Source organism: Flavobacterium ginsenosidimutans, assembly GCF_003254625.1.
Taxonomy (GTDB): domain Bacteria; phylum Bacteroidota; class Bacteroidia; order Flavobacteriales; family Flavobacteriaceae; genus Flavobacterium; species Flavobacterium ginsenosidimutans.
Genome location: NZ_QJRJ01000082.1, coordinates 339992 through 365676, shown reverse-complemented (window position 1 = coordinate 365676; position 25685 = coordinate 339992). Strand labels below are relative to the sequence as shown.

Genomic DNA, 25685 nt, shown 5'->3' with positions numbered 1-25685 from the left:
GTCAATGATTTGGAAAGAATGACCGATATACTTTTGTCCTGTTTTTAAATACAATGTGATCATAATCACTCTTTTAAAGTGATTTAAATCAACTTCTAACGAATATTCAAAATGGAAATTTGTCTAAGAGATAACTGAAAATTTAAAATGAAAAAATATGAAAACAATACCATATAATTCAATTACCCAAAAAGTCTTAATAGTCGCATTCTGTATGTCTATGACTGTTATAGCCAGTGTTAAAGCTAAAAATTCTGAAAACATGAAAAAGAAAATTTTGTTCGTGGTCACCAATCATGAAAAAAAGGGAAATACGGGAGAGAAAACAGGATTTTATCTTTCTGAAGTAACACATCCTTGGGATGTACTAACAAGTGCCGGATACGAAGTTGATTTTGTCAGTCCAAAAGGAGGCAAAGCACCCGTGGAAGGATTCAATTTAAGTGATTCGACAAACAAGAAATTTTGGCTAGATACAAAATACAGACAAAAAATAGAAAACACGCTGAACCCCGAAAGCATTAATCCTGAAGAATATGCTGCTATACATTTTGCTGGCGGTCACGGCGCGATGTGGGATTTGCCAAATAATAAACAGCTGATTGCAATAGCGTCTAAAATATATGAAAATAACGGAATCATCAGTGCGGTATCACATGGTTCTGCTGGACTTTTAAATATTAAGCTTGATGATAAATATCTTGTAGATGGCAAAAAAATTAATGCCTTTACAAATGAAGAAGAAACTGCTGTAAAACTGGATAAAGCCGCGCCTTTTTTATTAGAATCTAAACTAATAGAAAGAGGAGCCATTTTTGAAAAATCAGGTTTATGGCAGATACATGTTACGGTTGACCAGCGATTGGTTACGGGACAGAATCCACAATCGGCAAAGGCAGTTGGCGAAGCACTTTTGCAACAGTTAACGGCTTCTGAAACCATTGCGAAATTAACGATGTATGAAGTTCCAGAGAATGTTTCAGAATCATTTAGAAAAGCATTAAAAGATTATGTAACCGCTTCTCTTTCATCCAAAGAAAATATTATGGCTGAAGCTTTTTACGAACAAGACAAAACCAATATTTTATGGCTGATTGAAAGATGGAACGGAAAAAAACAATTAGATGATTTCAGTAAAAAAACACAGGCAAAAGCCTTACAATCTTTAACTGAAAAATCCTTAAAAACTTCGCCCAAAATCTATTACGTAAAAGATCTGGAACCTTTAACCAAAGAACAGTGGCGAAAAACTTCCAAAAAAGAAGACAATCAGCTTGTGATTATGCTGTTTGTTGACGGAAAAAAAGGAACAGAACAGCAGTTTAAAGATACTTATCATATCGCGATGCCACAATTTCGCAGTGAGCCTGGAGTCGTAACGTATCAGCTTTCTGAAATTGAAGGAGATGAAACACAGTTTGTAACCTACGAGAAATTTAGAAGCAACGATGCTTTTCAGTATCACCTAAACTTCCCTCCAATTAAACCCGTAATCGAATATTTGGAAACCAGCATTAAAAAACCTCCTTTTCAAAACGGACTGCACAATCTAATAGAATTTGCTCCGCTGACAAGAGAATAAAATACTTTGAGTAAAATTATTTTTAAACACATAGAAACATAGTTTTTGCAGACGCAAAAAAGGCGTTTCACTTGTTTAAATGCACATAGTAAACTATGTGGAAGAAATATTTTTCTCTTTGCCGCCTTTATTAGACATAGAATCTATGTTTCTATGTGTTGGTAAAATTTCATTAACAACTTAAGAAAATCAGTAGTAATAGTTAAAATAAAAAATCATGAAAAAATTAAGACAAATTATGACAGCAAGTTTATTAAGCGCCGTTGCATTATCAGATGCACAAGCACAAGATATCGATCATAAATTAGATGTGATCAACCAATTGACAACACCGTCTCATGTTTCTGTAATGCCTGTTTCTTCGCTGTTAAATGCGCCTGGAAACGAAGCTTTAAGAGCTTTCTTTTTTAATCCTGTAAAAGACAAAACAGTTTTAAAAGGAAAAAAAATCGCAGTACTTGCTGCAGACGGTTTTGAAGAAATAGAATTGACAGGCCCTGTGTGGTATTTTAGAGAATTGGGCGCACAAGTTGATATTGTGTCGCCAAAATACAATCCTGCTCCAGCAAGATACGGATTAAGCAGTCCAGAAATGGCAAAAACGCACGTTATGGCCATTCAATATTTACAGCCTGTTGGATGGATAAAATTTGACCGAACAGCAGATCAGATTAAAGTAAGCGATTACGATGCTGTATTTATTCCGGGAGGCGCGTGGAATCCTGATAATCTTCGTTACGACAAAGACGTTATAAAATTCATTCAGGATTTTAATAAATCGGGGAAATTGATTGCTGCCATTTGTCACGCACCGGTTGTATTGGCTTCGGCTGATATTTTAAAAGGAAGAAAATTGACGGGATATTGGAACATTCAAATCGATCTTAAAAATGCAGGCGGAATTGTTTCTGATCAGCCCGTGGTAGTTGATGCCAACATTATAACAAGCAGACATCCGATTGATGTAGCTGATTTTTCGAAAGCAGTTGAAAGCTGGTTAGTTAAGAAAAAGTAATTCGATACATTACTGCTGAATTAAATATAACGGGAGATAAAATTTTGTCTTCCGTTATCATTTATTTTAACGAATCACTTGCCAATCATTCGTTTACGAAGTCTGCTTAGAGATTCTGGTTTTATGCCAATGTAAGATGAAAGCTGATTCTGCGAAACCATCTGAAAAAGATAAGGTTCTTTTTTTAAAATGGTTTTATATCGTTCTTCGGGAGTTTGAAAATGAAGCATTTCCTCTCTTTCTATAATGATTAAATAAGCATATTCGGCTATTAGCCTTCCAAATTTTGACCAGTTAGGAGAACTATGATATAAGTTTTCTACCTGTTCATATTCTAAAGCAATTACTTTCGAATCTTCCATCGCTCTGCAATAGTATTGAGCTGTTCTTTGCGTAATGAAACTAGCGAAATCTACCAGAAAATCATCTGGTTTTGCAAATCGGCAATTGATTTCGTTTCCTTTATAATCTACATAAAACATTCTAAAAAAACCACTTTCTATAAAGTATATATGACGGCAGATTTCTCCCTGCTGTAAAAGGTCGGTATCTTTTGCCACTTCCCTCCTTTCGATAATCGGAAGCATCAAATTATACTCTTCATCAGACATCGGAACAAATGATGTTATAACAGTTTTAAGTGCATCCATAGCATTAAGTTAAGAGAAATAACTTCTCTAAAATTAGATTTTATTCTGCTAAATACAAAATGCTTTCTTTTTAAAATCTAAATGATTAGTTCTTAACCAAAGTCAACGATGTTCCTCAAGTACCCGCTCTACCTTTGTCATGTAAATAAATTGAAAATCAAATAATTAAAAAACATTTCATTTAAAATAATCTATTACTAATCATTAAAAAAACTTAATCATGAAAACTAAATTTAACATCGACGCTAAAGCACACAATCCAAAATTAGGATTCAAAATTCACTTTCTTGTTTTCCTATTGGCAACTCCAATAATCTTCCTTATTTGGTATTTAACAGATACTACTTATCCTTGGCCACTTTGGTCTACTTCTGCATGGGCAGTTGGAGTTCTTTTTCATTATTTGGGTGTATTTGTGTTCAGAAAAAATAAAATCTAATCTCAATAATCATGGAAACAAACAACACAACATTCAGACGTATCGTAACAGGACATAATGCAGAAGGAAAAGCAATTATAGTTTCTGACGAAGTTCCAACGAGAACTTTTATGATTGGCGGACCAAATGGAGCCAAATTTCATGAGGTTTGGAATACGAAACAAACTCCTGCGCTAATCGACAGCATTTCTAAAGATCCTGAAGAAAACGGACTTATTCTTGGTCCTCCAAAACAAGGAACAAGAATACGAGTGATCGATTTTCCGCCAGAAGGTGATGAAATACGCAATCTTACTCAAGAACAAGCTTTTGAACATTTTAAAACGATGAGCGGAGAACATGCTTCAAAAGCTGGTGGAAATGCGCCTCATCCTTTAATGCATAAAACCGAAACTATTGATTACGGAATTGTTCTGACTGGCGAATTGACCTTGATTGTTGACGAAGGCGAAACAACGGCAAAAGCAGGAGATATTATTGTACAACGAGGCACTAATCATGCTTGGAGCAATCGATCTGGAAAAATCTGTCGTGTTGTTTTCATTTTAATCGATGGACAATTTGAAGAAAATCTTCGCTAAATCTAAATAACTACTAACATGCGAGTAAATCCTATACATCCAGAAACAATGAACGCAGAAGTTCGCTATGTACACGACGAAGTTGTAAAACTCATTACAACAAGCCAAGGGCCAGTTTCAATGCTGAATAACCAAGGTGCTTTAACAGGCCCGTTTCCGCCAATGCTTGGATTTCCTCAGTTTGGAATTCCTGCTTTGAGTTTTGTCCGTTCATTAGACAATCATGCGACACTTCCTAAAAAAGTACGAGAAGTGGCTATTCTCACTGTTGGTGCAGCATTTGGTTCGCGTTTCGAACTTTATGCCCACGAAATTATGGCTAAACATTTTGGCTTTTCAGCCGAAGCAGTTGCATCGTTGGCATCGGGAATTCGTCCAAATGAATTAAATCAAGAAGAAGCTATGGCGTATGAAATTGCTTCTGTTTTAGCCAAAGGAAGAATTGTTCCTGACTCATCTTATAATCTTGCCAAAGAAATCTTAGGACAAAATGGAGTTGCCGAACTTATCTTTTTAATTGGCGCTTACACCCTACTAGCAACAATTTTAAATGGTTTTGATGTTCTTTCCTAACTAAAAAAGACATCCAATTTTAATAAAAAAAATACAATGAAAATCTTAAAAACAATGAAAAAATCGAAAATGAATTCGCAACCCTTAAAAACAATATCAAAACTTTTTCTGCTGTTGTTTACTACAATTTCAAGTGCATCATGTACAAATGATGATAATGCAAATATTAAAAAATCTCCAGTTGTATTGGTACACGGCGCGTGGCAGGCATCATACGTATGGGATCAAACCGAGAAAGACTTAAAAGCTGCTGGTTATAATGTTACTGTGGTAAAATTACCTGGACACGGAGACGATACAACTCCTGCCTATCAAGTTTCGTTTCAGGCTTATGTTGATAAAGTGAAGAAAGCGGTTAATGCTTATAACGAGCCTGTAATTTTAATTGGTCATAGTTTAGGAGGAGCTGTAATTACTCAAACTGCTGCAGAAGTTCCTCAAAAAATCAAAAAACTGATTTATGTTGCGGGTTTTATTCCACAAAGCGGAAAAAGTGTTTTAGATTATTCTCAAATGGATACGGCTTCACTTTTACCTCCATCATTAAAATTGTCTGATGATCAAACTTTGGCCGGAATCGTTAATCCAGAAGTTAATCTTACTAAAATATTTGCTCAAGATGCAACAGATGCCCAAAAACAATTTCTTGTTTCTAAGTACAAAGCAGAGCCGACAATTCCGCTTGGAACACCTTTAACTTATAAAACAGAAGATTATAATTTGGGAGGGAAAAAATATTACATCTTCACAACAGCTGATAATACTATTACTTACAATTTTCAGCAAAAAATGGCAAAAGAAGCAGGAATTACAAATACTTATACGATAAATTCTGGGCATAGTCCGTTTATATCAAAATCGGCTGAGCTGACTAAACTTATAAAAGAAATTATAACAAAGTAATTTTTTGGTAAACTTTTAAGCAATAAGAATTTATAATTTCAAAACTCTAAATCAATGATTTAGAGTTTTTTTTTATTCGTTTTTATTAACTCACTCGGATATTTTTTTCTGTAAAAACTCTATATGTAAATTCATCCGGACCACCCATAATATAAAAAGTGGTTTATTTTGAATATACCGCAAGATAGTACATTTGGCTATAGCTAATGTATATCAACGATTTTACAAGATTAAAAATGAACAAACAAATACGACACGATTGGAGCAAAGAAGAAATTCAGGCTATTTATGATCAGCCTTTATTAGAATTGGTTTATCAGGCTGCGACTGTACACCGTGAATGGCATAAAGCATCAGAAATACAGGTCTGCACGTTACTTTCTGTAAAAACAGGCGGTTGTCCCGAAGACTGTTCTTATTGCGGGCAAGCGGCACGTTATCATACCAATATTAAAGTTCAGGCTCTCTTACCAACTGAAACAGTAATTGAACATGCCCAAAAAGCAAAAGAAAATGGTTCTTCTCGTTTCTGTATGGCTGCTGCTTGGCGAGAAGTCCGAAATAACAAAGATTTTGATCGTGTTATCGAAATGGTAAAAGGTGTTAACGATCTCGGATTGGAAGTTTGCTGCACGCTAGGAATGCTAACCGAAGAACAGGCGCTGCGTCTTCAAGAAGCAGGTTTGTATGCTTATAATCATAATTTAGATACTTCTGAGAGCTATTACGATGAGATAATCAGTACGCGTAAATTTGATCAGCGTTTAGACACGATTAATAACGTTAGAAAAGCCGGAATCACGGTATGCTCTGGCGGTATCATAGGTTTGGGAGAAAGCAATGCGGATCGTGTTTCTATGCTGTTAACTTTAGCGACTATGCCTATTCATCCTGAATCTGTTCCAGTAAATGCATTGGCTCGAGTAAAAGGAACACCTTTAGAAAACAATCCAAAAGTACCTATTTGGGATATGGTTCGAATGATTGCTACAGCGCGTATTATTATGCCAGCTTCTATTGTCCGCTTAAGCGCAGGGCGTATTGAAATGACCGAAGAAGAACAAGCGTGGTGCTTTATGGCTGGAGCCAATTCTATTTTTACTGGCGAACGCGAAACTTTATTAGTAACGCCAAATCCAGGAGTATCTGAAGATATGCAGATGTTTCAAAATCTCGGACTTAAACCTTTAAAGAAAGAAAATAAAAGCAGTTGTTCTGTTATCTAAAAAACATAAAAAAGCCCTCATTTTCAAATCAGAGGGCTTTTATTTATTGCTTATTTCCAGCCTAATGCAGGAGCAACATGTTCCAGAATAGCTGATAATACATGTACGTTATAGTCAACGCCCAAAGTATTTGGGATAGTGAGTAATATCGTATCTGCTTCCTGAAGAGCTTCATCCTGAGCCAATTCTTCAATTAATTTATCAGGTTCGGCTGCATAACTTTTTCCAAAGATGGCTCTTTTATCTTGTTCGATATAACCAAAACTATCATTGGCTTTAGCTTGTCCGCCAAAATAATATCTGTCTTGATCGTTGACAATTGCAAAAATCGAACGGCTTACAGAAACTCTTGCTTCACGCTGATGTCCAGCTTTTTTCCAAGCTTCTTTGTACAATCTTATTTGTTCTGCCTGCTGAACATGGAAAGGTTTGCCATTTTCGTCATATTTAAGAGTCGAACTTTGCAGGTGCATTCCATTTTCTGCTGCCCAAATAGCAGTAGCATTAGATGCAGCTCCCCACCAGATACGTTCTCTCAATCCTTCTGAATGTGGCTCAACACGCAATAAGCCTGGCGGATTTGGAAACATTGGATACGGATTTGGTTCTGCAAATCCTTCGCCTTTTAATCCTTCCAAAAAATCCAATGCTTTTTTGCGGCCCATATCAGCATCTGTTTCACCATTTTCAGGTTCGTAACCAAAGTAACTCCAGCCATCAATAACTTGTTCTGGTGATCCTCTGCTTATTCCTAATTGCAATCTTCCTCCAGATATTAGGTCAGCTGATCCAGCATCTTCCAGCATATATAGCGGATTTTCGTATCGCATATCGATTACTCCAGTTCCAATCTCAATTTTGCTTGTCTTAGCACCAATTGCCGAAAGCAAAGGAAAAGGAGATGCTAATTGCTGTGCAAAATGATGTACACGAAAATAAGCTCCATCTAAACCAATTTCTTCTGAAGCTACCGCTAAATCAATAGATTGAAGCAGAGTATCTGCTGCATTACGAGTCTTATATGCCGGATTATTAGACCAATGTCCAAAAGATAAAAATCCTATTTTCTTCATAAATGACTCCTTTTTTTAGTATTTCAAATATACGCATCAAAAGTGAGTAGGCTATTACTTTCTAAGTAAATTAACTGTAATTTATATCTGATTATATATTTTTCATTTTAACTTCTTCTATGATAAGCTCCAATTGCCTAAATCCATAAAATAAAGTCTTATTTTCTTTATGTTCCTCCAATCTCTTTTTCAGAATTATGGAACAAATAACATTAACATATTGAGTTTTTTCTTTCAAAAGTTAATTTTATTATTATATTAGTAGCAAAAATCTTATAACTATGAAAAAAAACTATTTCTTAAAAGGCATATGCCTTTTTGTACTATTCTTTATTATTTCCTGTTCAAAGGACAGCGAATCGGATGTCACGAGCATCAATAGTAAAAATGAAAATTTTATTCAGTTGGCAATGGCCAAAGAAATTGCGGGATCAGTTTCTTTCGATAAAAACAATGGTGCTGCCTCAAAAAGCACTGGTTTTGTTGAACAAATAAAAAAAACTATCAAGACCATCAATGAAGTAAAAAACGAAAGTGGTAACACCTCATTTTACGTAATAAACTACAATGAAGGTGGATTTATCATCCTTTCTGCAGATAATAGAACAGAACCTATCTTAGCATTTTCTGAAGAAGATCAATTTACCGTTGATGAAGCTGCTTATCCGTTAGGCCTTAAATATTGGATGACCGATGCTAAAAAGCAAATCAACGATATTCAGCATTCAAATTCTAAACAAACCGCATTAACTAAACAAATGTGGAAAAAAATAAAGCTGACATCTAGAGCAACAGATCAAAATGCAACAAATCAAAATAAACCCGCAAGCGTCCCAATTGAAGAATGCTATGAACATACAGAAACTACTACCGTTGGCCCTTTATTAAATACAACATGGTATCAGACTGGCGGTTTCAACTCTGCACTAGGATATATAAACTGTAGCGGAAGCAATTTTCAGGTTTATGCAGGATGTGTTCCTATCGCTATGGCACAAGTAATGAAATACTACAGCTACCCTACTAGATATAATTGGTCAGCAATGCCAACAAATTATGCAACTACTACGACAGCAAATTTTATTTTAGACATTCATAATTCTATAAATTCGGCATTTCCTCCTGGAAGAGGTATAACTTATAATTGTGATGGAACTGGTGTTAGTTCTGATTACAATATGGGTTTTGTATTAAAAAATTACTTTGGTTATACTCGTGCAGACTGGGCAAATTATGATCAAGAAACAGTTAAAAACAATCTTAATTATGGAAGACCAGTAATATTAAGCGGAAGCGGTGCAAGTGGCCATATGTGGGTTTGTGATGGTTATCTGGCATCTAATTTTTACTTTGATGATTGTACAGGAGTTGGAAGACTGATGCTTAGAATGAACTGGGGCTGGGGAGGATCTAATAACGGATGGTACGCATTCGATAATTTTAATCCAGGCAGTTCGACTTACAATAACAACAGAAAAATGATCTATAATATTACTCCTTAAAGTATAAAAAGTATAAAAATCATAAAAACCTAAAAGCTCATTTCTTTGTAAATGGGCTTTTTTTATAGGACATTTAAAAAACAACAAACCCGCTTGACAATTCAAACGGGTTTTCATTTTATTTCTGTATTGAATTTCTCAAATCTATTATGAGTATTTCACAAAATTAATAATATGTTTTGAAGTCAATTCTGGAAATTGATGTTGAGGCGCGTGTCCAGTTGCGGCATAAACAACCATCTGCGCATTTGTCATCTGATTAAAAATAGTGTACCAATTTTCGACAGCAAAACTTATATCATGATCTCCTGAAATAATCAAAATTGGTGTTTTTGTTTTTTTAATCTGCTCTCTAAAATTTAAATCATCTTCTCTAAAACCATCTCCTCCTCCAAAATATAATTGAAAAACATCCATTGTAGAAGGAATTTTTTCCACTTCAATTTTTTTATGGATTCTGTCGTGTGAAGCTTTTGCAGCCAATTTGCTAGATTCTGATTTTGGTTCGAAAAACAAAACTATCTCGTCTTCAAAATCATTTAATGGTTTCAAAGCTGCATCATAAAAAGCTTGCTCAATCGGAACCTCATTTTTTCCTGGCGGATTTGTTCCAACCAATATTGCATGCGTTACAAGATTAGGATATAGCAAAGTAGCAGCCTGCGCCACTAATCCGCCATAAGACCAGCCTAAAACTGCGATAGAATCTAATTTCAAAATATCAGCAAGATCTTTAATGTCCTTTGCAACAACAGTTATATCTGGTGTCAAAGTACCTGTAGAAGAGCCAATTCCTGTATAATCAAATACAATAACATTAAATTTTTTAGCCAACAATGCAATAAATAGCGGATCCCAAGTATCGAGAATTCCCCTAAAACGGTTCACAAAAAATATCGCTTTCCCTTTACCATAAGAGCGATAGGCAATTTTACGATCGCCAGCATCGGCATAACGTGTCTCTGCATCATAAATTTTTTTCATAATTATAATTTAAAGATTGGTTTCAAAATAATTCTTTTGCATTTGCGATAGTCAAAGATTAAACCAAAACACAAAACCTATTGAATACAAAGGTTTTATGTTTTTATACTGTATTAGAAATCATGATATTTCAATACTTAAAACTTCTTTTTAACGATATATAATAATTCTAAAATTGTCTTCAGTTAAGAATACTCTTATAATCAACACTTTACTAAAAAAGGCATTGCTTTTGTTCCTGTAAATCAAATTGTTCTGCATTCAAAAAAATAATCTAATTAAGCTGATATGTATTTATCTAATAAAAAAACGATTATGTTTATTACAGGAGCATTTGTAAATCATTCCTGCTGGAAAGAATGGATTATTTTTTTTGAAAGTAAAGGTTATAAAACCGTAGCGCCGCCTTGGCCACACAAAAATGAATCTTCAGGTGTTTTAAGACAAATACATCCGCATTCAAAAATTGCCACAATTTGTCTCAACAATTTATTGGATTATTACACCGAAATCATTGAAAAATTGCCTGAAAAACCAATTCTAATTGGGCATTCTTATGGAGGTCTTTTGACACAATTATTAATTCAGAAAGATTTAGGATATGCCGGAATTTGCATACATCCTTTTCCTCCTGGCAAAATGCTATATTTCAATTTTTCCTTTTATAAAATCATTCCGCGTTTTTCAGATTGTTTTATTTCGAAACAAAAAACCTATTTATTGTCTTTAAAAAATTGGAAGCATTTTTTCAGCAATCAAATGTCTATTGAAGAACAAAAAGACAGTTATGAAAAATTAGCAATTCCAGAATCCAAATTAGTTTTGGGCGATATATTTTCTAAATCGGCAAATATAAATTTCAAAAACAGACACAATCCTATTTTATTTTTGGCAAGTTCTGAAGACCATTTTATTCCGCCTTCCATTATTTATTCCAATTTCAAAAAATACAAAAACATACATTCTATAACCTGTTACAAAGAATTTCGAGATACCGATCATCTAGTTTTAGTCAATCAAAATTGGGAAACTGTTGCTGAATTTATCGCAAATTGGCTAGAAAAAATTGCTTAGCTAATTTCTTTTTTAATTTCCAGTTTCTTTATTTTAGAATTTAAAGTTGAAGGATGAATATCTAGAATTTCTGCTGCACCGCCAGCTCCGGAAATTTTTCCATTGCATTTTTTCAGAATATATAAAATATAATCTCTTTCGTTTTCTAAAATAGTCTTTATCGAAAATGGCTCAGAAACCTGTTCTGGATGCATTTTAGAAGACATTGAAAGCTCAATTTCTTTTATCGTATTTCCTTCTGTCAATAAAATGGCGCGTTGCATTACGTGTTCAAGCTCTCTGATATTTCCTGGCCAATTGTAATTCATAATTTGCTGCAAAGCAAAATCGGAAAGATTTGGAGCTTTTCTACCCATTTTTTCACTGTAGACTTTTATAAAATGATTGGCAAGATCTGGAATATCTTCTTTTCGCTTTTTTAAAGAAGGAACAATAATCGGGAAAACGTGCAGACGATAATACAGGTCCATTCTAAATCTTCCTGCTGCAACTTCTTCTTCAAGATTTTTATTTGTGGCTGCAATAATTCTAACATCAATTTTTAAAGATGACGTTCCGCCAACGCGTTCAATTTCTCTTTCTTGCAAAACACGCAATAATTTCACCTGAAGTTCCAGCGACATCTCTCCTATTTCATCAAGAAAAACTGTTCCACCATCTGCCAGTTCAAATTTTCCAATTCTTCGATCTACAGCTCCCGTAAAAGCACCTTTTTCGTGTCCAAAAAGCAAAGATTCTGCAAGGTTTTCAGGAATCGCTCCACAATTGATTATAACTAGCGGCTTCTCTTTTCTATCAGATAAAGCATGAATACTTTGTGCAATTTTCTCTTTTCCAGTACCGCTTTCGCCTAAAACTAAAACGGAAGTGTCTGAAGGAGCCACTTTTCGGATATAATTAAAAACGGAAATCATTTGCGAACTATTACCAATAATTCCTTCAAAACCGACAGCCGTTGTCTCTGGTTTTTCTTTTTTTATTTCCTTTTTTTGAAGTGGTAAACTCGTTTCTTGCGTCGAATAAATTTTAGCAATAAACTGAGAAAAAGTATGCTCGAGTGCTTTTAAAAGCTTTAAACTTTCCTGAGAATAAACATTTAAGTTTCTGCTGTAAAAAGTGAAATGATAGCTCTGGATCGCGGCAATTGAGATAGGAAAAATCAAATACGATTTTATTCTAAAATTATGAGTTATAAGAGCTTTTATTGGCGCTTCCTGCAAATTATTAATTAATGATTCTTCACTATAAATAATGGCTTCTTTATCAATTTTTGACTTTTTGTAAGTCTCATCAATTTCTTTCAGAGATAAATCTGTTATTTGCGAAAGCTTTTTAGAATCGACAATTTGATAGAGATCAATATTTTTGCGAATGATTCCTAGATTATCGTAATGTGTTGTTGTGACAAATCCTGTTTCTAAATAATCAAACGGAATAAAAGTCTGGATAATTTTAGCGAAAGCCAGAAGCGCGTCGTCTTTCTTTACATTTGAATTTATAATTTCAGTAATTTCTTTTTGAAGCTGAAACTGCTGCATTAACTGCGATTCTAAACTATATTGCTGACGAAAAAATGCAATTTCTAAAGTTGTCAAAACATCCTGATCTCGAAAAGGTTTTACAATAAATCCGTAAGGATGAGTAGTTTTTGCCTGATCTAAAATGCCTTTACTCGAATTCGCCGAAATAAATATAAATCCTATGTATTTTTCTTTAAGATAATGAGCCAGTTCTATTCCGTTTCTACTCCCTTTTAACATGATATCCAGAATAACTAAATCTGGTTTTTCGATCTGAATCTGATCCAAAGCCTGTTCAACCGATCGTGCAATTCCTGTTACTTCGTAATTTGCTTTTTCGAGAATTAATTGCAAATCGTGCGCTTCAATAAATTGATCTTCTACAATTAAAATTCGTTTTTTCAAACCTGAAGAAACAGCTTCATATCCGTTATCGGGAGACTTTTTCATAAGTGAGTAAATTTTGTCTTATATTGCACTTAATTAATTGATACAAAAATAGTTAATTATACTAATTAAAATTAGTCGTTTCCAAATTTAGATAAATAAAAATCACAATTAACCGTAATTTTCATATTATTTTTTAAAAAATCAGAAATTGTTTCTGTTTATATTTGTTAATCAAAAACTTACTAAAATTTAATTTTAATAAATCATGAAGCTACTTTACTCGTTTTGTCTGCTGTTTTTTATTGCAATTAATTCTGACGCGCAAAACCATCCTGCAACAGCAAATTATGACTTAAAAAAGAAGCGTTTATTAATACAGACTTGTTCTATTTATTTATACAATTCCAATCAAGGATCAATCGATGCTGACAGTTCTGTAGTTTTAACGTGCAAAGCCTACAAACTCCCTGTTTCTTTAGCTTATGACGAAGGTTTTAATGACGGTTCTTATTTAATTGGAAATGATTTAATTGGAAAAGGAAATATTGACGCTGCCAAAAAACTTTTTTTTAAATCAAAAAACGTAGACAAAATAAAACTGGCTTTACAATTGGGGAATTATTATTTGTTCCTGCCTTTTACAAAACCAGATGATTTAAAAAATGCTAATTTTTATATAACTGAAGCATTAAAAATCAGTAATCAGTTAAAAATCCAAAAATGGCAGCATCAGAGTTTAATGCTGCAAGGAAAGTTCTATTTTCAAGTTAATAATTATACTGAAAGCAAAAAATGCTTTTTGCAAGTCGTAGACGAATGCCAAAAGCAAAATGATAAAGCCGTTCTGGCAGATGCATTGTTTAATCAGGCAACCTATCAATACGATTTAGATCCTGAAAAAGAGAAAATCTTAAAAGAAGCCGAAACTTTGTATAAATCTTTAGGTTTTGAAGAAAAAGTAATTGAAACAAAAATAAAACTCTGTACGATTTATTTCTGGCACGGAAAAATTAATGATGCTAAGAAAATCCTGTATCAAAATATTGCTGCAATGCGAAAAATTGGCTTTAAGCAACAGCAATACGGAGAAACGACAATTGCCTATATAGAAAGTGTTCAATATAACATGAAAGCCGCTTTATATTATGCTCAAAAAAGCGTAGAAACAATGGAATCTACAAAAGATTACACTTTTGCAGACATTTTTTATATGCGTCTCGGGTTAGTGTATTTGCAGATGGGACATAACGATGAAGCCATAAAAATGTCTGAGAAAAGTATTAAGTACGGACAAAATGTTTATAGCAGTGGTAGCTGGTATAAAAGCTTCATCACAGCCACTGCATCACTCTCTATGAAAGGAAAAAACAAAGAGGCGATTGAATACATGAATTCTATTACGAACAATTATCCGCCTCCAAATGACATTGACAATATGCTGATGAATTTTGCCTACGCAAATTGCTATTGGCGAATTAAAAATTATGGCACTGCCGAAAAGTATTTTATAAAGTCTGGAGAAGCAGCAGATCGTTTAAATTCACCACAAACTTATAGAGATGTTTGCAATACTTATGCGTCTATTGCTTTGTTTTATGGAAATCGAAACAATCTTCAGAAAACAAAATTATATGTTGATAAAATTGAAGCTATTTCAAAGAAGTACAGCAAGAACTACAATTCAGAAGCATTACAAATGTCTTTATACAAAATAGATTCGCTAAATGGTGATTTTAAAGCGGCTTTAGTGCATCATAAATTGTATAAAAAAATGAGTGATTCTCTTTTAGATTATTCGAAAAACAAACAAATTGAAGAACTTAAAATTCAGTATGAAACGGAAAATAAAGAACAAAAAATCAAGCAATTAGATAAAGAAACGAATCTGCAGGAAGCGGCATTAAAAAAATCCAAATTATTAAATACGCTTTCTATTTGGAGTTTGGTTTTATTGCTTCTTACTGTCGTTTTGCTGTACAACCGATATCGTCTGAAGCAAAAAAGCAACGCCGAATTAGCGCTTAAAGAAAAAGAAATCAATCTAAAAAACATTAATCTTAGACATTTGTTGGATGAAAAAGAATGGCTTTTAAAAGAAATTCATCATCGTGTAAAAAACAATCTTCAAACTGTAATTAGTCTGCTTAATTCGCAATCGGCCTATTTGGAAAATGATATGGCATTGTCAGCAATTAAAAACAGCCAGCATCGTATTCATTCCATGTCTTTGATTCACCAGAAATTGTATAATTCAGAGAATATTTCGACGATAAATATGCCCAATTATATCAGAGAATTGGTCGAATATCTTAGAGAATCTTTTTCGCTAGGACAGCGCGTTCGTTTTGAACTAAAAATTGATCCGCTGGAATTAGATGTTGCGCAGGCAGTTCCGTTGGGACTTATTTTAAATGAATCCATTACAAACTCAATTAAATACGCTTTTCCAGATAGTCAAACCGGAATGATTTATGTCACGCTCGAAGCTACTTCCGAAGAGAAATATCTGCTTACAATTGCAGATAATGGAGTTGGTTTTGATGCGAATATGAGCTTTACAAAAATCAATTCTTTTGGTTTGAGTTTGATAAAAGGCCTAAGCGACGATTTGGATGCAGTTTTTTCTATGGAAAATAATAACGGAACGATTCTTAAAATTGAGTTTTTAAAAGAATTCCCAATTAATGAAAAAAGAAGATAATTTGACCAATTAAACTTTAATTTCTCTTATAGCGAAATCTCACTAATCTAAATTTGTTTAACGAAATATAGCATTTTTTAATCTTATAAAAAGTACTAAAACCTCCTATTTACGGGTGTTTTATTGGCATGGCATGTAAATTGGTTTTTCTGGGAAAATTAACCCTTAAAACCATTTATTATGAAAAGATTAATATTGCTAATAATCATTCTATTTCTAAATTTTAGCAGTGCAAAAGCCTGCGATAAATGCAGTACTTACAATAACAGTGATTTTAAAATAAAATCGGCTACAATTACCCATAAAGCAGATTTAGGTCTTACTGTTTGGGATATTAAAGTAGAAGGAACTGCAGGAAAAACAATGCCTAAACCAGTTGGCCAGCTAAATGGCGCTCCAGTTTTAGCTTATGTTTTCCCGACTACATTAAAATCTTCAGATATTGGTTTCGGTCAAGCCGAAGGAATTGTAGCACTTGCTCTTACCTCCCATCCTGATTTTGAAGACACTCCGCTTTGGGATGAAAATCTGGACGGAAATTATCTAAATGATGGATTAGTCTGGCACGCACACTGGGTTTTATTAGTTGAAGACAAACGCATTGCTGGAGGACTTTCGGTTAAAGAATTTACAAAAGGAGATCCAAATGTGGTGCTGCCTCCAACAAACCCTGGAATGGCAATGTATATGGATAGTCCAGGCTTTAATATTGTAGCAAAAGGAAATTCCATAAAAGTAATTGTTCCCAATTTTAGAATCAACAACAAAACCAATTTCAAATTTGATGCGGTCAGCTGTTATATGGAAGTCAGCACAGGCGCTGGCGGTTCTCATGATTCCGAAGGTTCAAAACCAATGCTTGGAGTATACAAAGTCTACACTGTTGCCAGCGGAAACCTTTCATTACCTTATTCTGTAAAATAAAAAGTAAATCTAAAGTTTAAACATTATGAAAAAATCAAGCATCTTAAAAATGATATTTATTCCTTATATAATTCTAACAACTATGACAACAAAAAGCAATGCCCAAGTAGATTATGCGTCAGATCCGCATTTAACTCCTGCAGTTAAAGCATTTTTAAAACCTTTAAATTCTGGAGGAGCACCTTTAGAATCACTTCCTGTTGCCGATGCACGAAATGTATTGGTTGGCGCTCAAAATGCTTTCAAAGTTGATTTATCTGGAATCGAAGAATCTGAAAAAGAAATCACTGCAGACGGTTACAAAATCAAATTAAATATTGTTCGTCCTGCTGGGGCAAAAGGAAAATTGCCTGTTTTTATGTTCATTCACGGCGGCGGCTGGGTTTTGGGCGACTATCCAACTCACAAAAGAATGGTTAGAGATTTGAGTGTTCTAACAGGTTATGCTGGTGTTTTTGTCAATTATTCGCTTTCTCCAGAACATAAATATCCGCAACCTGTAAATGAGGTTTATGCCGTCGCAAAATGGATTGCAGCGCATGGAAATGACATCAATGTTGACGGAAGCAAATTAGGAATTGTTGGCAATAGCGCTGGCGGAAATCTTGCTACAGCGAGCGCGTTAATGGCAAAAGAAAAAGGAACTCCGCTGTATAAAGTACAAATTCTTTTCTGGCCAGTTGCAGATGCCAATTTTGAAACAGAATCTTATAAACTTTATGGAAAACAGCGTTTTTTAACTTCTTCTCTAATGCAATGGATGTGGGATCAGTATGTTGATCCTTCTAAGAGAAAAGAAATTTATGCATCGCCATTGCAAGCGAGTCTTGATCAGTTGAAAGGTCTGCCTCCAACTTTAATTCAAGTAGCTGAAAATGACATTTTAAGAGACGAGGGCGAGGCTTACGGACGTAAATTAAGTGATGCTGGAGTTGTAGTTACAACAGTTCGTTACAACGACGTAATCCATGATTTTGGCTTATTAAATGGTCTTGCTGAGATTCCGCAAACTAAAGCTTTATTTCTTCAGGCTGCCACAGAGCTTAAAAAATATCTGAAATAAGAGTTTTTTAGATAAAAAAAACACATAACAATCTGTATTTAAATATTTTACATACATAAAATTTGTAAATTTAATTTCTTAAATAATCAAAGAGTTATGCTTGTGAAAGAAAACACTGGATTGCTGTTAATTGATGTTCAAGGAAAACTGGCTAGAATTGTGCACAACAATGAAAAGCTTACATCAAACCTAGAAAAACTTATTCGAGGCTGTCAAATACTTTCTATTCCGATAATTTGGGCAGAACAAAACCCAAAAGGACTTGGTTCTACGATACCTGAATTGGAAAAATTATTGCATCATCAAAAACCAATTGAAAAATATACTTTTAATGCTTTTGATAATGACGTTTTCAAACAGGCAATTATCGATTCTGGAAGAAAACAATGGTTGGTTTGCGGTATAGAAGCTCATATTTGCGTTTATCAAACGGCGATGGGATTATTATCAAACAATTTTGAAGTAGAAATTGTAGCAGATTGTGTTTCTTCTAGATCTCAAGAAAGTATTGAAATGGCTTTGAAAAAACTGGAAAGTAAAGGAGCATCATTAACCAATATTGAAATGTGTCTTTATGAGCTTGTTAAAGACTCTCGAAGAGAATTCTTCAAAGAAATTCTAACATTAATCAAATAAAAAAATCATGTCAAAATCAAAAACTATTGTACTTATTCATGGAAATTTTGTTAACGACAAAACTTGGACGGAATGGAAACAGTACTATGAACAAAAAGGATATACAGTTTACGCACCAGCAAATCCAGGGCATGAAGGAAATCCTACTGAATTAAGAGCAAAAGTTCATCCAGATCTCACTAAAACTGGATTTATAGATGTTGTTACTAATATTAGTAAATTGATAGATACTTTGCCTGAAAAGCCTTTAATAATAGGACATTCAATGGCTGGTATGGCAGTATTGAAACTAATAGAACTAGGAAAAGCAGTGGCTGGTGCCAATATTGATGGAGCACCACCAAAGAATGTTTTTCCGCCATTTCAAACTTTAAAAACAGTAATACCTGCTTTTGGTTTCTTTTCTTCTAAAAAATATTTTATGGGAAGCCGAGAATGGTACGATTATGCTTTTTTTAATACTATAACGGAAAATGAAAAAAAGAAAGCATTTGAGAAATTCGCAGTGCCTGAAAGTTATAAAGTGAGTCGCGAATTGGTTTTAAATTCGTATTCAAATATTAATTTCAAAAAACCACATGAACCTATTCTCTTTATTGGCGGCGGAAGTGATCATATCTTTCCGCCTAGTTTAACACAAACAATTGCAAGCAGATATAAAGAAAATGCTGGTCGTGTAGATCTCAAAATATTTGATGGAAAAAGCCATTTTATCTGTGGAGAACCTGGCTGGGAAAGTGTCGCCGATTATATTATAAATTGGTATGAAGCACTATAGAAATTGTATATTTTAGAACTTAAAGAATATATAAAAATGCTAAACCTAAAAGATTTAGCATTTTTTATTTTTCTTTCAAAATAATCGTTTCATGAAGAATATTGTTCTCTTTTTATTTCTTCAATTCCATTTCTATAGCTTGTAACAACAAAATCTGGAAAATGCTTTCTAAATTTTGAATCATCAAAAACGTTGGCGTGCTCATATCTTGGAAGAAGCTCTTGCAGTTCTTTTGCTTGTTTATTGAAAAGTGCTCCTATTGTAAATACAAACTTTGGCATAACCTTATATTTTAAATCTCTGCCATATATTTCAGAAGCCAACATTATGAATTCTTTATAATTAAGATGGCTTTCATCGACAGGCAAATGCCACGTTTGTCCAAAAGCATCTGGAGTATTCCCTATTAATGCTGTGGCACGACTTGCATCTGGTGTCCAGATCAGGCTTCGCTTTTTAGCATCGCTCAAAGGCACTTTTAATTTTTTATTTCCTTTTATTGCATTAAAAATTAAAGTATTGGTAATACTCTGTGTTTTAGCGGGACCATAAAATTCTGGTGCGCGACATATTACAGCTTCCAATTGTCCTGATTTTATTTCATTTAAAACCATTTCAGCCATTTCTTTCCTGATTTTTCCCTTTCTTCCCACGGGTTCAAAAGCGGTTTCCTCTGTAAGAACTCTGCTGTCTTGTGGATACATATACGTATTATCAAAAAATACAAGTTTGGTTTTGTTGATTTTACAGGCTTCAATAACATTTCTTGTTATTAGCAGAAATTGTTTTTCCCATAAATCAGAGTCCATAGGAAGTCCTAAAGTAAAATAGGCAATTTCACTTCCTTTCACCGCTTCTATTGCTTTTTCTTTATTGGTCAAATCTGCAGAAAAAACAGTATCTGTATCGTTTATTTTTTGCGCTTTACGGCTTACAATTCTTATATCTGAAGTATAATTTCTTTTCAGTTCTCTTGCCAATTCTTCTCCTATCTGTCCATTAGCCCCTAATATCGTCTGCATCTTATTTTTATTTTATTTGACATTCTGTCTAAATTATAGAAAATTTGCAATACATTCTAAAATTAAATTATAATGTTCTCTTAATAAAAAAAGCCGTACCAAGTTGGTACGGCTTCTATTAAAATTTAATGATTGTTAAGAATTTTTCTTATTTCACATCAAACCAAAGTTTTGTTGTCAATAAATCTTTTCCTTGATCTGCAACTGCAGCTTGGTAGCTTACTCCATTCAACGATTGTTCTGTACCTGGATAGAAGAAACGTGAAGGAATCTGTCCGTCCAAAACTGTCGCAGGACCTGCTGTCAATACTGGATAATCAAGTCTTCTCCATTCTGTAAAAGCATCTAAACCTTGTCCGAAGAACGCAATCCATTTTTGTGTACCAATCGATTTAGCGTAATTTGATGAATCATATTTCACGCTTGTCTGATTCAGATAATCTGAAATAGCAGTTGCATTGGTAATTCCAAATTGATTGAACGATGCCGTAATTGCATTTTTATAATACTGTTCTGCATCTCCAGAAATATATCCGCGCGCTGCAGCTTCAGCAAGATTAAATAATGTTTCTGAATAAGAAGCAATTACAGCTGGTGATGCCGAAGTCAAGAAATAAGTTCCAGGTTTTGATGTTTTAGCAAAACCTTGGCTGTTAGCATCACTATTTGATAATCCGTTAGCACCTCCAACATATTTACCTACACTTGCATCTGATGGCAATTGTGCAAAAACTGGCAAACGCGGATCTGACAATTCATATAATTTATCAACCATAGTTTTTGAAATACGGAAATCATCACGAGTTTCAAACCATGCCGAAGCTGGGTTTTGCTGAGGCGAACTAGTATAAGTAAACTTAAATGTTTCGCTTTCGCTGCTAATTACTCCAGCAGCATCGCTTGTTGCGTCAATTGCTGCTTGTTTTGCTAATGTAGGTTCTTTATCAGAAATTCTCAATGCGATTCTCAGACGAAGCGAATTCACAAATTTTTTCCATTTCGATATATCTCCTTTATAAACCAAATCTCCAGTTACAGAACCGTTTGTTGCGTTAAGCAAAGATTGAGCTTGTTTCAAATCTTCAAGTAATCCTGTATAAACTTCTTTTTGAGTATTGTATGCTGGCGTTACATTTAAACCTGCTTCTTTGTACGGAATGCTTCCGTAAGCATCGGTTAACAATAAAAATGTCCAAGAGCGTAAAGTCAATGCGATACCTTTATAATTTGAATTTGCCTGTGCATCTGGAAAGTTCAAAATCGTATTCAAATCTGTAATTAGAGTGGCATAACCTGTATTCCACAATGTTGTGAAAGAAGTATTAGAAACATCGTATCGATCTGGTTCTGTATATTGGATTTTAGCCCAATGCTGAACAAACAATAAAGATGAATTAAAGTTATTTACATCTCCCCAATACAAATCTGCACCTTGTTTTAAGGTTCCTGTTAATAGGTACGGTGCCAATGGAGTTTCAGTTGCATTTGGATTTTTATTAATATCGTCCAAAGTGTCACTGCAAGAGCTCAGTGTCAATGCAAACAGTATTGTATATGATAGTTTTTTTAGCATGATTCCGAGTTTTTAAAATTTAACATTAAGATTAAGACTGAAATTTCTTGTTGTTGGCAATGCCAAACTTTCCAATCCTTGTGCATTTCCAGTATTAAAAGCGGTTTCAGGGTCAACATTTGGAACCTCTTTGTAAATAAAGAATAGGTTACGTCCTGCAGCAGTAATACTTGCTCCTTCAAGACCTAGTTTTTTAACTAGTTTCTTATCAAAGTTGTAACTAAGTTTTATCTCTCTCATTTTCACAAAAGTTGAACTATAGATATAAGCTTCACTAATATTGTATGATGCTTTGTAATATTCCTGCGCACTAATCACTTTATTATTAGCAGTTCCATCTGCATAAACACCATTAAAGATCATTCCATCATCATAAACTGTTACACCGCTTGGAGCAGCTCCGCCTACTACCAAAGTTTTCGGATTAGCAGTATTATCTCCTGGGTAATAGTAGCTTAATCCTCCATGTTCTGCATCACGACCTGTCATAGTTTGAGCTAAAACCCCTGTATAATTTCCTGTTCTGTTTGTTCCTGAGAAAAGTTCCCCTCCTACACTAGCATCAACTAAGAATGATAATTCAAGATTTTTATAAGTCAAAGTATTTGTAATACCTGCCAAATAATCTGGAGTATAATGTCCTAAAACTCTTTTTGTTGGATCTGCTTTAGGAAGACCATTCGCTCCCACTACAATATTTCCACTTGCATCACGCTCATACGCAGTTCCATAAAGTGCTCCATAAGCTTGTCCTACAGATGCTAATACATCTACACCTCCAGAAGTACCAATTGTGTAATTTTTAATATCTCCCGCATAATCCAAAATTTCTACTTTACTCTTATTTTTTGAATAATTTAAAGCCACATTCCATTTGAAGTTCTCAGTTTGAATAGGATTTCCATCCAATTGAACCTCTATACCTTGGTTATTAATTTTACCTGCATTGATTAACTGTGAATTATAACCGCTTGATGCTGTAGTTTTTATCTCCAAAATCTGATCGAAACTATTTGTGTTATAATAAGCAACATCAAAATGAAGTCTGTTTTTCCAGAAAGAAGCTTCAAGACCTACTTCAGTAGAACGTGTTGTTTCTGGTTTCAAATTTTCATTAAGTTTTCTTTGTGAAGAAGTTTGAATTGGATTTCCGTCAAATGCCGTTTGGAAATTGTAAACCGTAGACAATTGATATGGATCTGCATCGTTACCTACTTCAGACCATCCACCGCGAACTTTTAAGAAATCTAAAGTACTACTCTTAATATTTAATGCGTCTGTTAAAACTACACTACCATTAATCGATGGATAAAAGTAAGAACGGTTACTGCTTGGTAATGTTGATGACCAGTCATTACGAGCCGTAACGTTTAAGAAAGCATAGTTTCTAAACCCTAGCTGAGCCGAAGCATAAGCGCTGTAAACTCTTAATCTAGACAATGAATTTGAAGACGTTAAAGGATCTCTCGAATTCGTTAATGTATATAAATCTGGTACAGCCAAACGTGGCGCTTTTTGATAATTGTTTGCGTCGCTATGGTTACGGATATTAAATCCGGCAAGTGCATCTAAACTAAAATCATCATTAAGCTTTTTTGTATATTGGAAAATACCTTCTGTATTTTGCTCATTTACAGTGTAAGCATCTTCGGCATAAGAACCATAAGGCGTTCCGTTTGTACCGTATTTAATGGTGTATTTTCTACGGTCGTTATAGTAATCAACTCCTGTACGGAATCTAAAATTAAGTCCGTCTGCAAGCTTCGCTTCTAAATGGACATCTCCAATAAAACGATTACGCTGTTGACTAGTTGTATTGTAATATGCATTCCAGTATGGATTACTGTAGTAGCTGTTGTTCCAATTTGTGTTCCAATCTTTATTAAGCTGATTCACATCTACCTGACGTCCGAACCAAAGAAACTGCAACATAACACCCGCAGCACGACCTCCTGATGGTCCTCCAGGTAAAGCTGGAGCATTGGTAACAATATAATTTCCTGTTACTCCTACTTTTACGTTTTCAGAGATTTTGTAATTAGCATTAACAGAGAAGTTTGTTTTGTTTATTTCACTGTTAGGCACTGTTCCAAGCTGTTTCTGATTATTAGCTCCTAAACGGAAATCTGATTTTTCATCAGCTTTAGCAACAGAAATACTATTATCGTAAGTAATACCATTATTAAAAAAGTCTCTTACATTATTAGGATGAGCTACAAAAGGAACAGCTTCTCCATTTGAATAAAATTGAGGAATAAGACGTCCGTCCAATTTAGGTCCCCAGCTTTCATCAACTCCATCATTAACTCCGCCTCCTTTACCATCTACGTAGCTGAATTTTCCGTTTGATCCTTGTCCAAATGAATTTTGAAAAGAAGGTAAAGTTGCTACTTGAGAAATCGTGATACCTGTATTGAAAGTTACTCCAAATCCTTTTTGATTTCTACCTGATTTTGTAGTAATCAAAACCACACCATGCGCAGCGCGAGATCCGTAAAGAGCTGCGGCGTTAGGACCTTTTAAAACTGTTAATGTTTCAATATCCTGCGGATTTAAATCGGCAATTGCGTTTCTAAAATCACGAGTTGCACCACCAAAATTTAATTGTGAATTATCCACTGGAACACCATCAACTACGAACAGTGGCTGGTTGTTTCCTGCAATAGACGTTTCCCCACGAATAATAATACGTGACGATCCCATGTCACCTTGTGAATTCGTAATACGTACACCAGCTACTTTACCAGAAAGGCTGTTTAAAAAGTTAGTTTCTTTTGTTTCAGCCAACTCTTTTCCTTTAACTGCCTGAGTCGTATATCCTAAAGATTTCTTTTCTTTTGAAATTCCAAGAGCAGTTACAACTACTTCAGATAATGCATTCTGTTCTTCAGTAAGCTCGATTACGATTGCATTTTTATTGACTACAACTTCTTCTTTTTTATATCCCAAATAACTAACAATAAGTGTATAAGGGAATTTTTGGCCTGTCTGGAAATAAAAATTTCCGTCAGTATCTGTTACAACTCCATGTGTTGTTCCTTTAATGTTTATAGAAGCTCCAATAATAGGCTCTTTTGTAACAGCATCGACTACTGTTCCTTCCAGTTTAGACTGGATTAACGGCTTAGTCTCTTGTGATTTAACTCCTATGGAAATCAACAAAATACATAGCCAAGCATATCTTTCTAATTTTTTTTTCATTACTTTGTTTTAGTTTAATAAATTAGGTAAGCCAAGAACCGGTTAGTACATTCTAGCTTCCCTTTTAGAGATAATAATTTCTTTAAGCTTCACCATTTCTGTTCCCGCAGAGATGGTTTTTCTTTTTTTTATCTGCAACACATTCGTTTTTTCATTTTCACTGATTTTAGATTACTACTATTTAAATTGGCCTATACAATATTTCAACCCTATACAGGATTGTATTTATTAAAATTTACAATGAATTAAAAAGAGAGGAATTTTAACCGTGGTAA

Annotated in this window: 21 protein-coding genes; 14 read left to right on the top strand and 7 right to left on the bottom strand. The window is 34.2% G+C overall.

What is annotated here, in order from left to right; translation table 11 throughout:
* Positions 1–157 precede the first annotated feature (157 nt).
* Both DM444_RS22140 and DM444_RS22135 read left to right on the top strand, forming a co-directional pair.
* A complete protein-coding gene (locus DM444_RS22140; RefSeq protein WP_162615030.1) occupies positions 158–1582 on the top strand; it encodes an antibiotic biosynthesis monooxygenase in 1425 nt (474 codons plus the stop codon).
* Between the two features lie 217 nt (positions 1583–1799).
* Positions 1800–2597 (top strand): DJ-1/PfpI/YhbO family deglycase/protease, encoded by a 798-nt coding sequence (locus DM444_RS22135; protein WP_111290713.1) that lies wholly within the window; start codon positions 1800–1802, stop codon positions 2595–2597.
* Positions 2598–2671: 74 nt separating this feature from the next.
* On the opposite strand, the gene DM444_RS22130 is transcribed toward DM444_RS22135, so the two are convergent.
* The gene (locus DM444_RS22130) at positions 2672–3247 is read right to left on the bottom strand and encodes a Crp/Fnr family transcriptional regulator (protein ID WP_111290711.1); all 576 of its coding nucleotides are present in this window, start codon (positions 3245–3247) and stop codon (positions 2672–2674) included.
* A gap of 220 nt (positions 3248–3467) precedes the next feature.
* Here DM444_RS22130 and DM444_RS22125 point away from each other — a divergent pair, with 220 nt between their 5' ends.
* The 5 genes from DM444_RS22125 to bioB all read left to right on the top strand — a co-directional run bounded on the left by DM444_RS22125 (position 3468) and on the right by bioB (position 6969).
* Positions 3468–3686 carry a 2TM domain-containing protein gene (locus tag DM444_RS22125; protein WP_111290709.1) on the top strand — a complete coding sequence of 73 codons (219 nt, stop codon included), beginning with the start codon at positions 3468–3470 and terminating at the stop codon, positions 3684–3686.
* An 11-nt stretch (positions 3687–3697) separates the two neighbouring features.
* Complete coding sequence (locus DM444_RS22120) at positions 3698–4267, top strand: cupin domain-containing protein (protein WP_111290707.1); 570 nt, start codon at positions 3698–3700, stop codon at positions 4265–4267.
* 18 nt (positions 4268–4285) lie between these two features.
* The gene (locus DM444_RS22115; protein ID WP_111290705.1) at positions 4286–4840 is read left to right on the top strand and encodes a carboxymuconolactone decarboxylase family protein; all 555 of its coding nucleotides are present in this window, start codon (positions 4286–4288) and stop codon (positions 4838–4840) included.
* Between the two features lie 54 nt (positions 4841–4894).
* The gene (locus DM444_RS22110; protein ID WP_162615029.1) at positions 4895–5743 is read left to right on the top strand and encodes an alpha/beta hydrolase; all 849 of its coding nucleotides are present in this window, start codon (positions 4895–4897) and stop codon (positions 5741–5743) included.
* A 236-nt stretch (positions 5744–5979) separates the two neighbouring features.
* Positions 5980–6969, top strand: a complete 990-nt coding sequence (gene bioB / locus DM444_RS22105) for a biotin synthase BioB (RefSeq protein ID WP_111291204.1) — start codon at positions 5980–5982, stop codon at positions 6967–6969.
* A 50-nt stretch (positions 6970–7019) separates the two neighbouring features.
* Here the strand turns inward: bioB and DM444_RS22100 are convergent, their stop codons facing one another.
* A complete protein-coding gene (locus tag DM444_RS22100) occupies positions 7020–8042 on the bottom strand; it encodes an LLM class flavin-dependent oxidoreductase (protein ID WP_111290701.1) in 1023 nt (340 codons plus the stop codon).
* A gap of 281 nt (positions 8043–8323) precedes the next feature.
* Between DM444_RS22100 and DM444_RS22095 the strand changes: the two genes are divergently transcribed.
* Positions 8324–9544, top strand: a complete 1221-nt coding sequence (locus tag DM444_RS22095) for a C10 family peptidase (RefSeq protein ID WP_111290699.1) — start codon at positions 8324–8326, stop codon at positions 9542–9544.
* Between the two features lie 147 nt (positions 9545–9691).
* Here the strand turns inward: DM444_RS22095 and DM444_RS22090 are convergent, their stop codons facing one another.
* Positions 9692–10528 (bottom strand): alpha/beta fold hydrolase, encoded by an 837-nt coding sequence (locus DM444_RS22090; protein WP_111290697.1) that lies wholly within the window; start codon positions 10526–10528, stop codon positions 9692–9694.
* Between the two features lie 288 nt (positions 10529–10816).
* Here DM444_RS22090 and DM444_RS22085 point away from each other — a divergent pair, with 288 nt between their 5' ends.
* Complete coding sequence (locus tag DM444_RS22085; RefSeq protein ID WP_239455770.1) at positions 10817–11602, top strand: alpha/beta hydrolase; 786 nt, start codon at positions 10817–10819, stop codon at positions 11600–11602.
* Here DM444_RS22085 and DM444_RS22080 read toward each other — a convergent pair.
* The gene (locus DM444_RS22080) at positions 11599–13572 is read right to left on the bottom strand and encodes a sigma 54-interacting response regulator (RefSeq protein WP_204251707.1); all 1974 of its coding nucleotides are present in this window, start codon (positions 13570–13572) and stop codon (positions 11599–11601) included. The two genes, DM444_RS22085 and DM444_RS22080, sit on opposite strands and share 4 nt — an antisense overlap.
* Positions 13573–13777: 205 nt before the next feature.
* On the opposite strand from DM444_RS22080, the gene DM444_RS22075 reads away from it, so the two are divergent.
* The 5 genes from DM444_RS22075 (at position 13778) to DM444_RS22055 (ending at position 19614) form a co-directional block, all read left to right on the top strand.
* Entirely contained in the window at positions 13778–16213 is a 2436-nt protein-coding gene (locus tag DM444_RS22075; protein WP_111290695.1) for a sensor histidine kinase, read from the top strand.
* A 180-nt stretch (positions 16214–16393) separates the two neighbouring features.
* Positions 16394–17137, top strand: a complete 744-nt coding sequence (locus DM444_RS22070; RefSeq protein ID WP_111290693.1) for a hypothetical protein — start codon at positions 16394–16396, stop codon at positions 17135–17137.
* Between the two features lie 25 nt (positions 17138–17162).
* Complete coding sequence (locus DM444_RS22065) at positions 17163–18200, top strand: alpha/beta hydrolase (protein WP_204251706.1); 1038 nt, start codon at positions 17163–17165, stop codon at positions 18198–18200.
* 96 nt (positions 18201–18296) lie between these two features.
* Positions 18297–18836, top strand: coding sequence for a hydrolase (locus DM444_RS22060; protein WP_111290691.1), 540 nt, complete (start codon positions 18297–18299; stop codon positions 18834–18836).
* Between the two features lie 7 nt (positions 18837–18843).
* Complete coding sequence (locus DM444_RS22055; RefSeq protein WP_111290689.1) at positions 18844–19614, top strand: alpha/beta hydrolase; 771 nt, start codon at positions 18844–18846, stop codon at positions 19612–19614.
* A gap of 89 nt (positions 19615–19703) precedes the next feature.
* Here the strand turns inward: DM444_RS22055 and DM444_RS22050 are convergent, their stop codons facing one another.
* From DM444_RS22050 to DM444_RS22040, 3 genes are all read right to left on the bottom strand, one after another.
* Positions 19704–20636, bottom strand: a complete 933-nt coding sequence (locus DM444_RS22050; protein WP_111290687.1) for an NAD-dependent epimerase/dehydratase family protein — start codon at positions 20634–20636, stop codon at positions 19704–19706.
* 148 nt (positions 20637–20784) lie between these two features.
* The gene (locus DM444_RS22045) at positions 20785–22209 is read right to left on the bottom strand and encodes a SusD/RagB family nutrient-binding outer membrane lipoprotein (protein WP_111290684.1); all 1425 of its coding nucleotides are present in this window, start codon (positions 22207–22209) and stop codon (positions 20785–20787) included.
* Positions 22210–22221: 12 nt separating this feature from the next.
* The gene (locus DM444_RS22040) at positions 22222–25410 is read right to left on the bottom strand and encodes a SusC/RagA family TonB-linked outer membrane protein (RefSeq protein WP_111290682.1); all 3189 of its coding nucleotides are present in this window, start codon (positions 25408–25410) and stop codon (positions 22222–22224) included.
* Between the last annotated feature and the right edge of the window lie 275 nt (positions 25411–25685).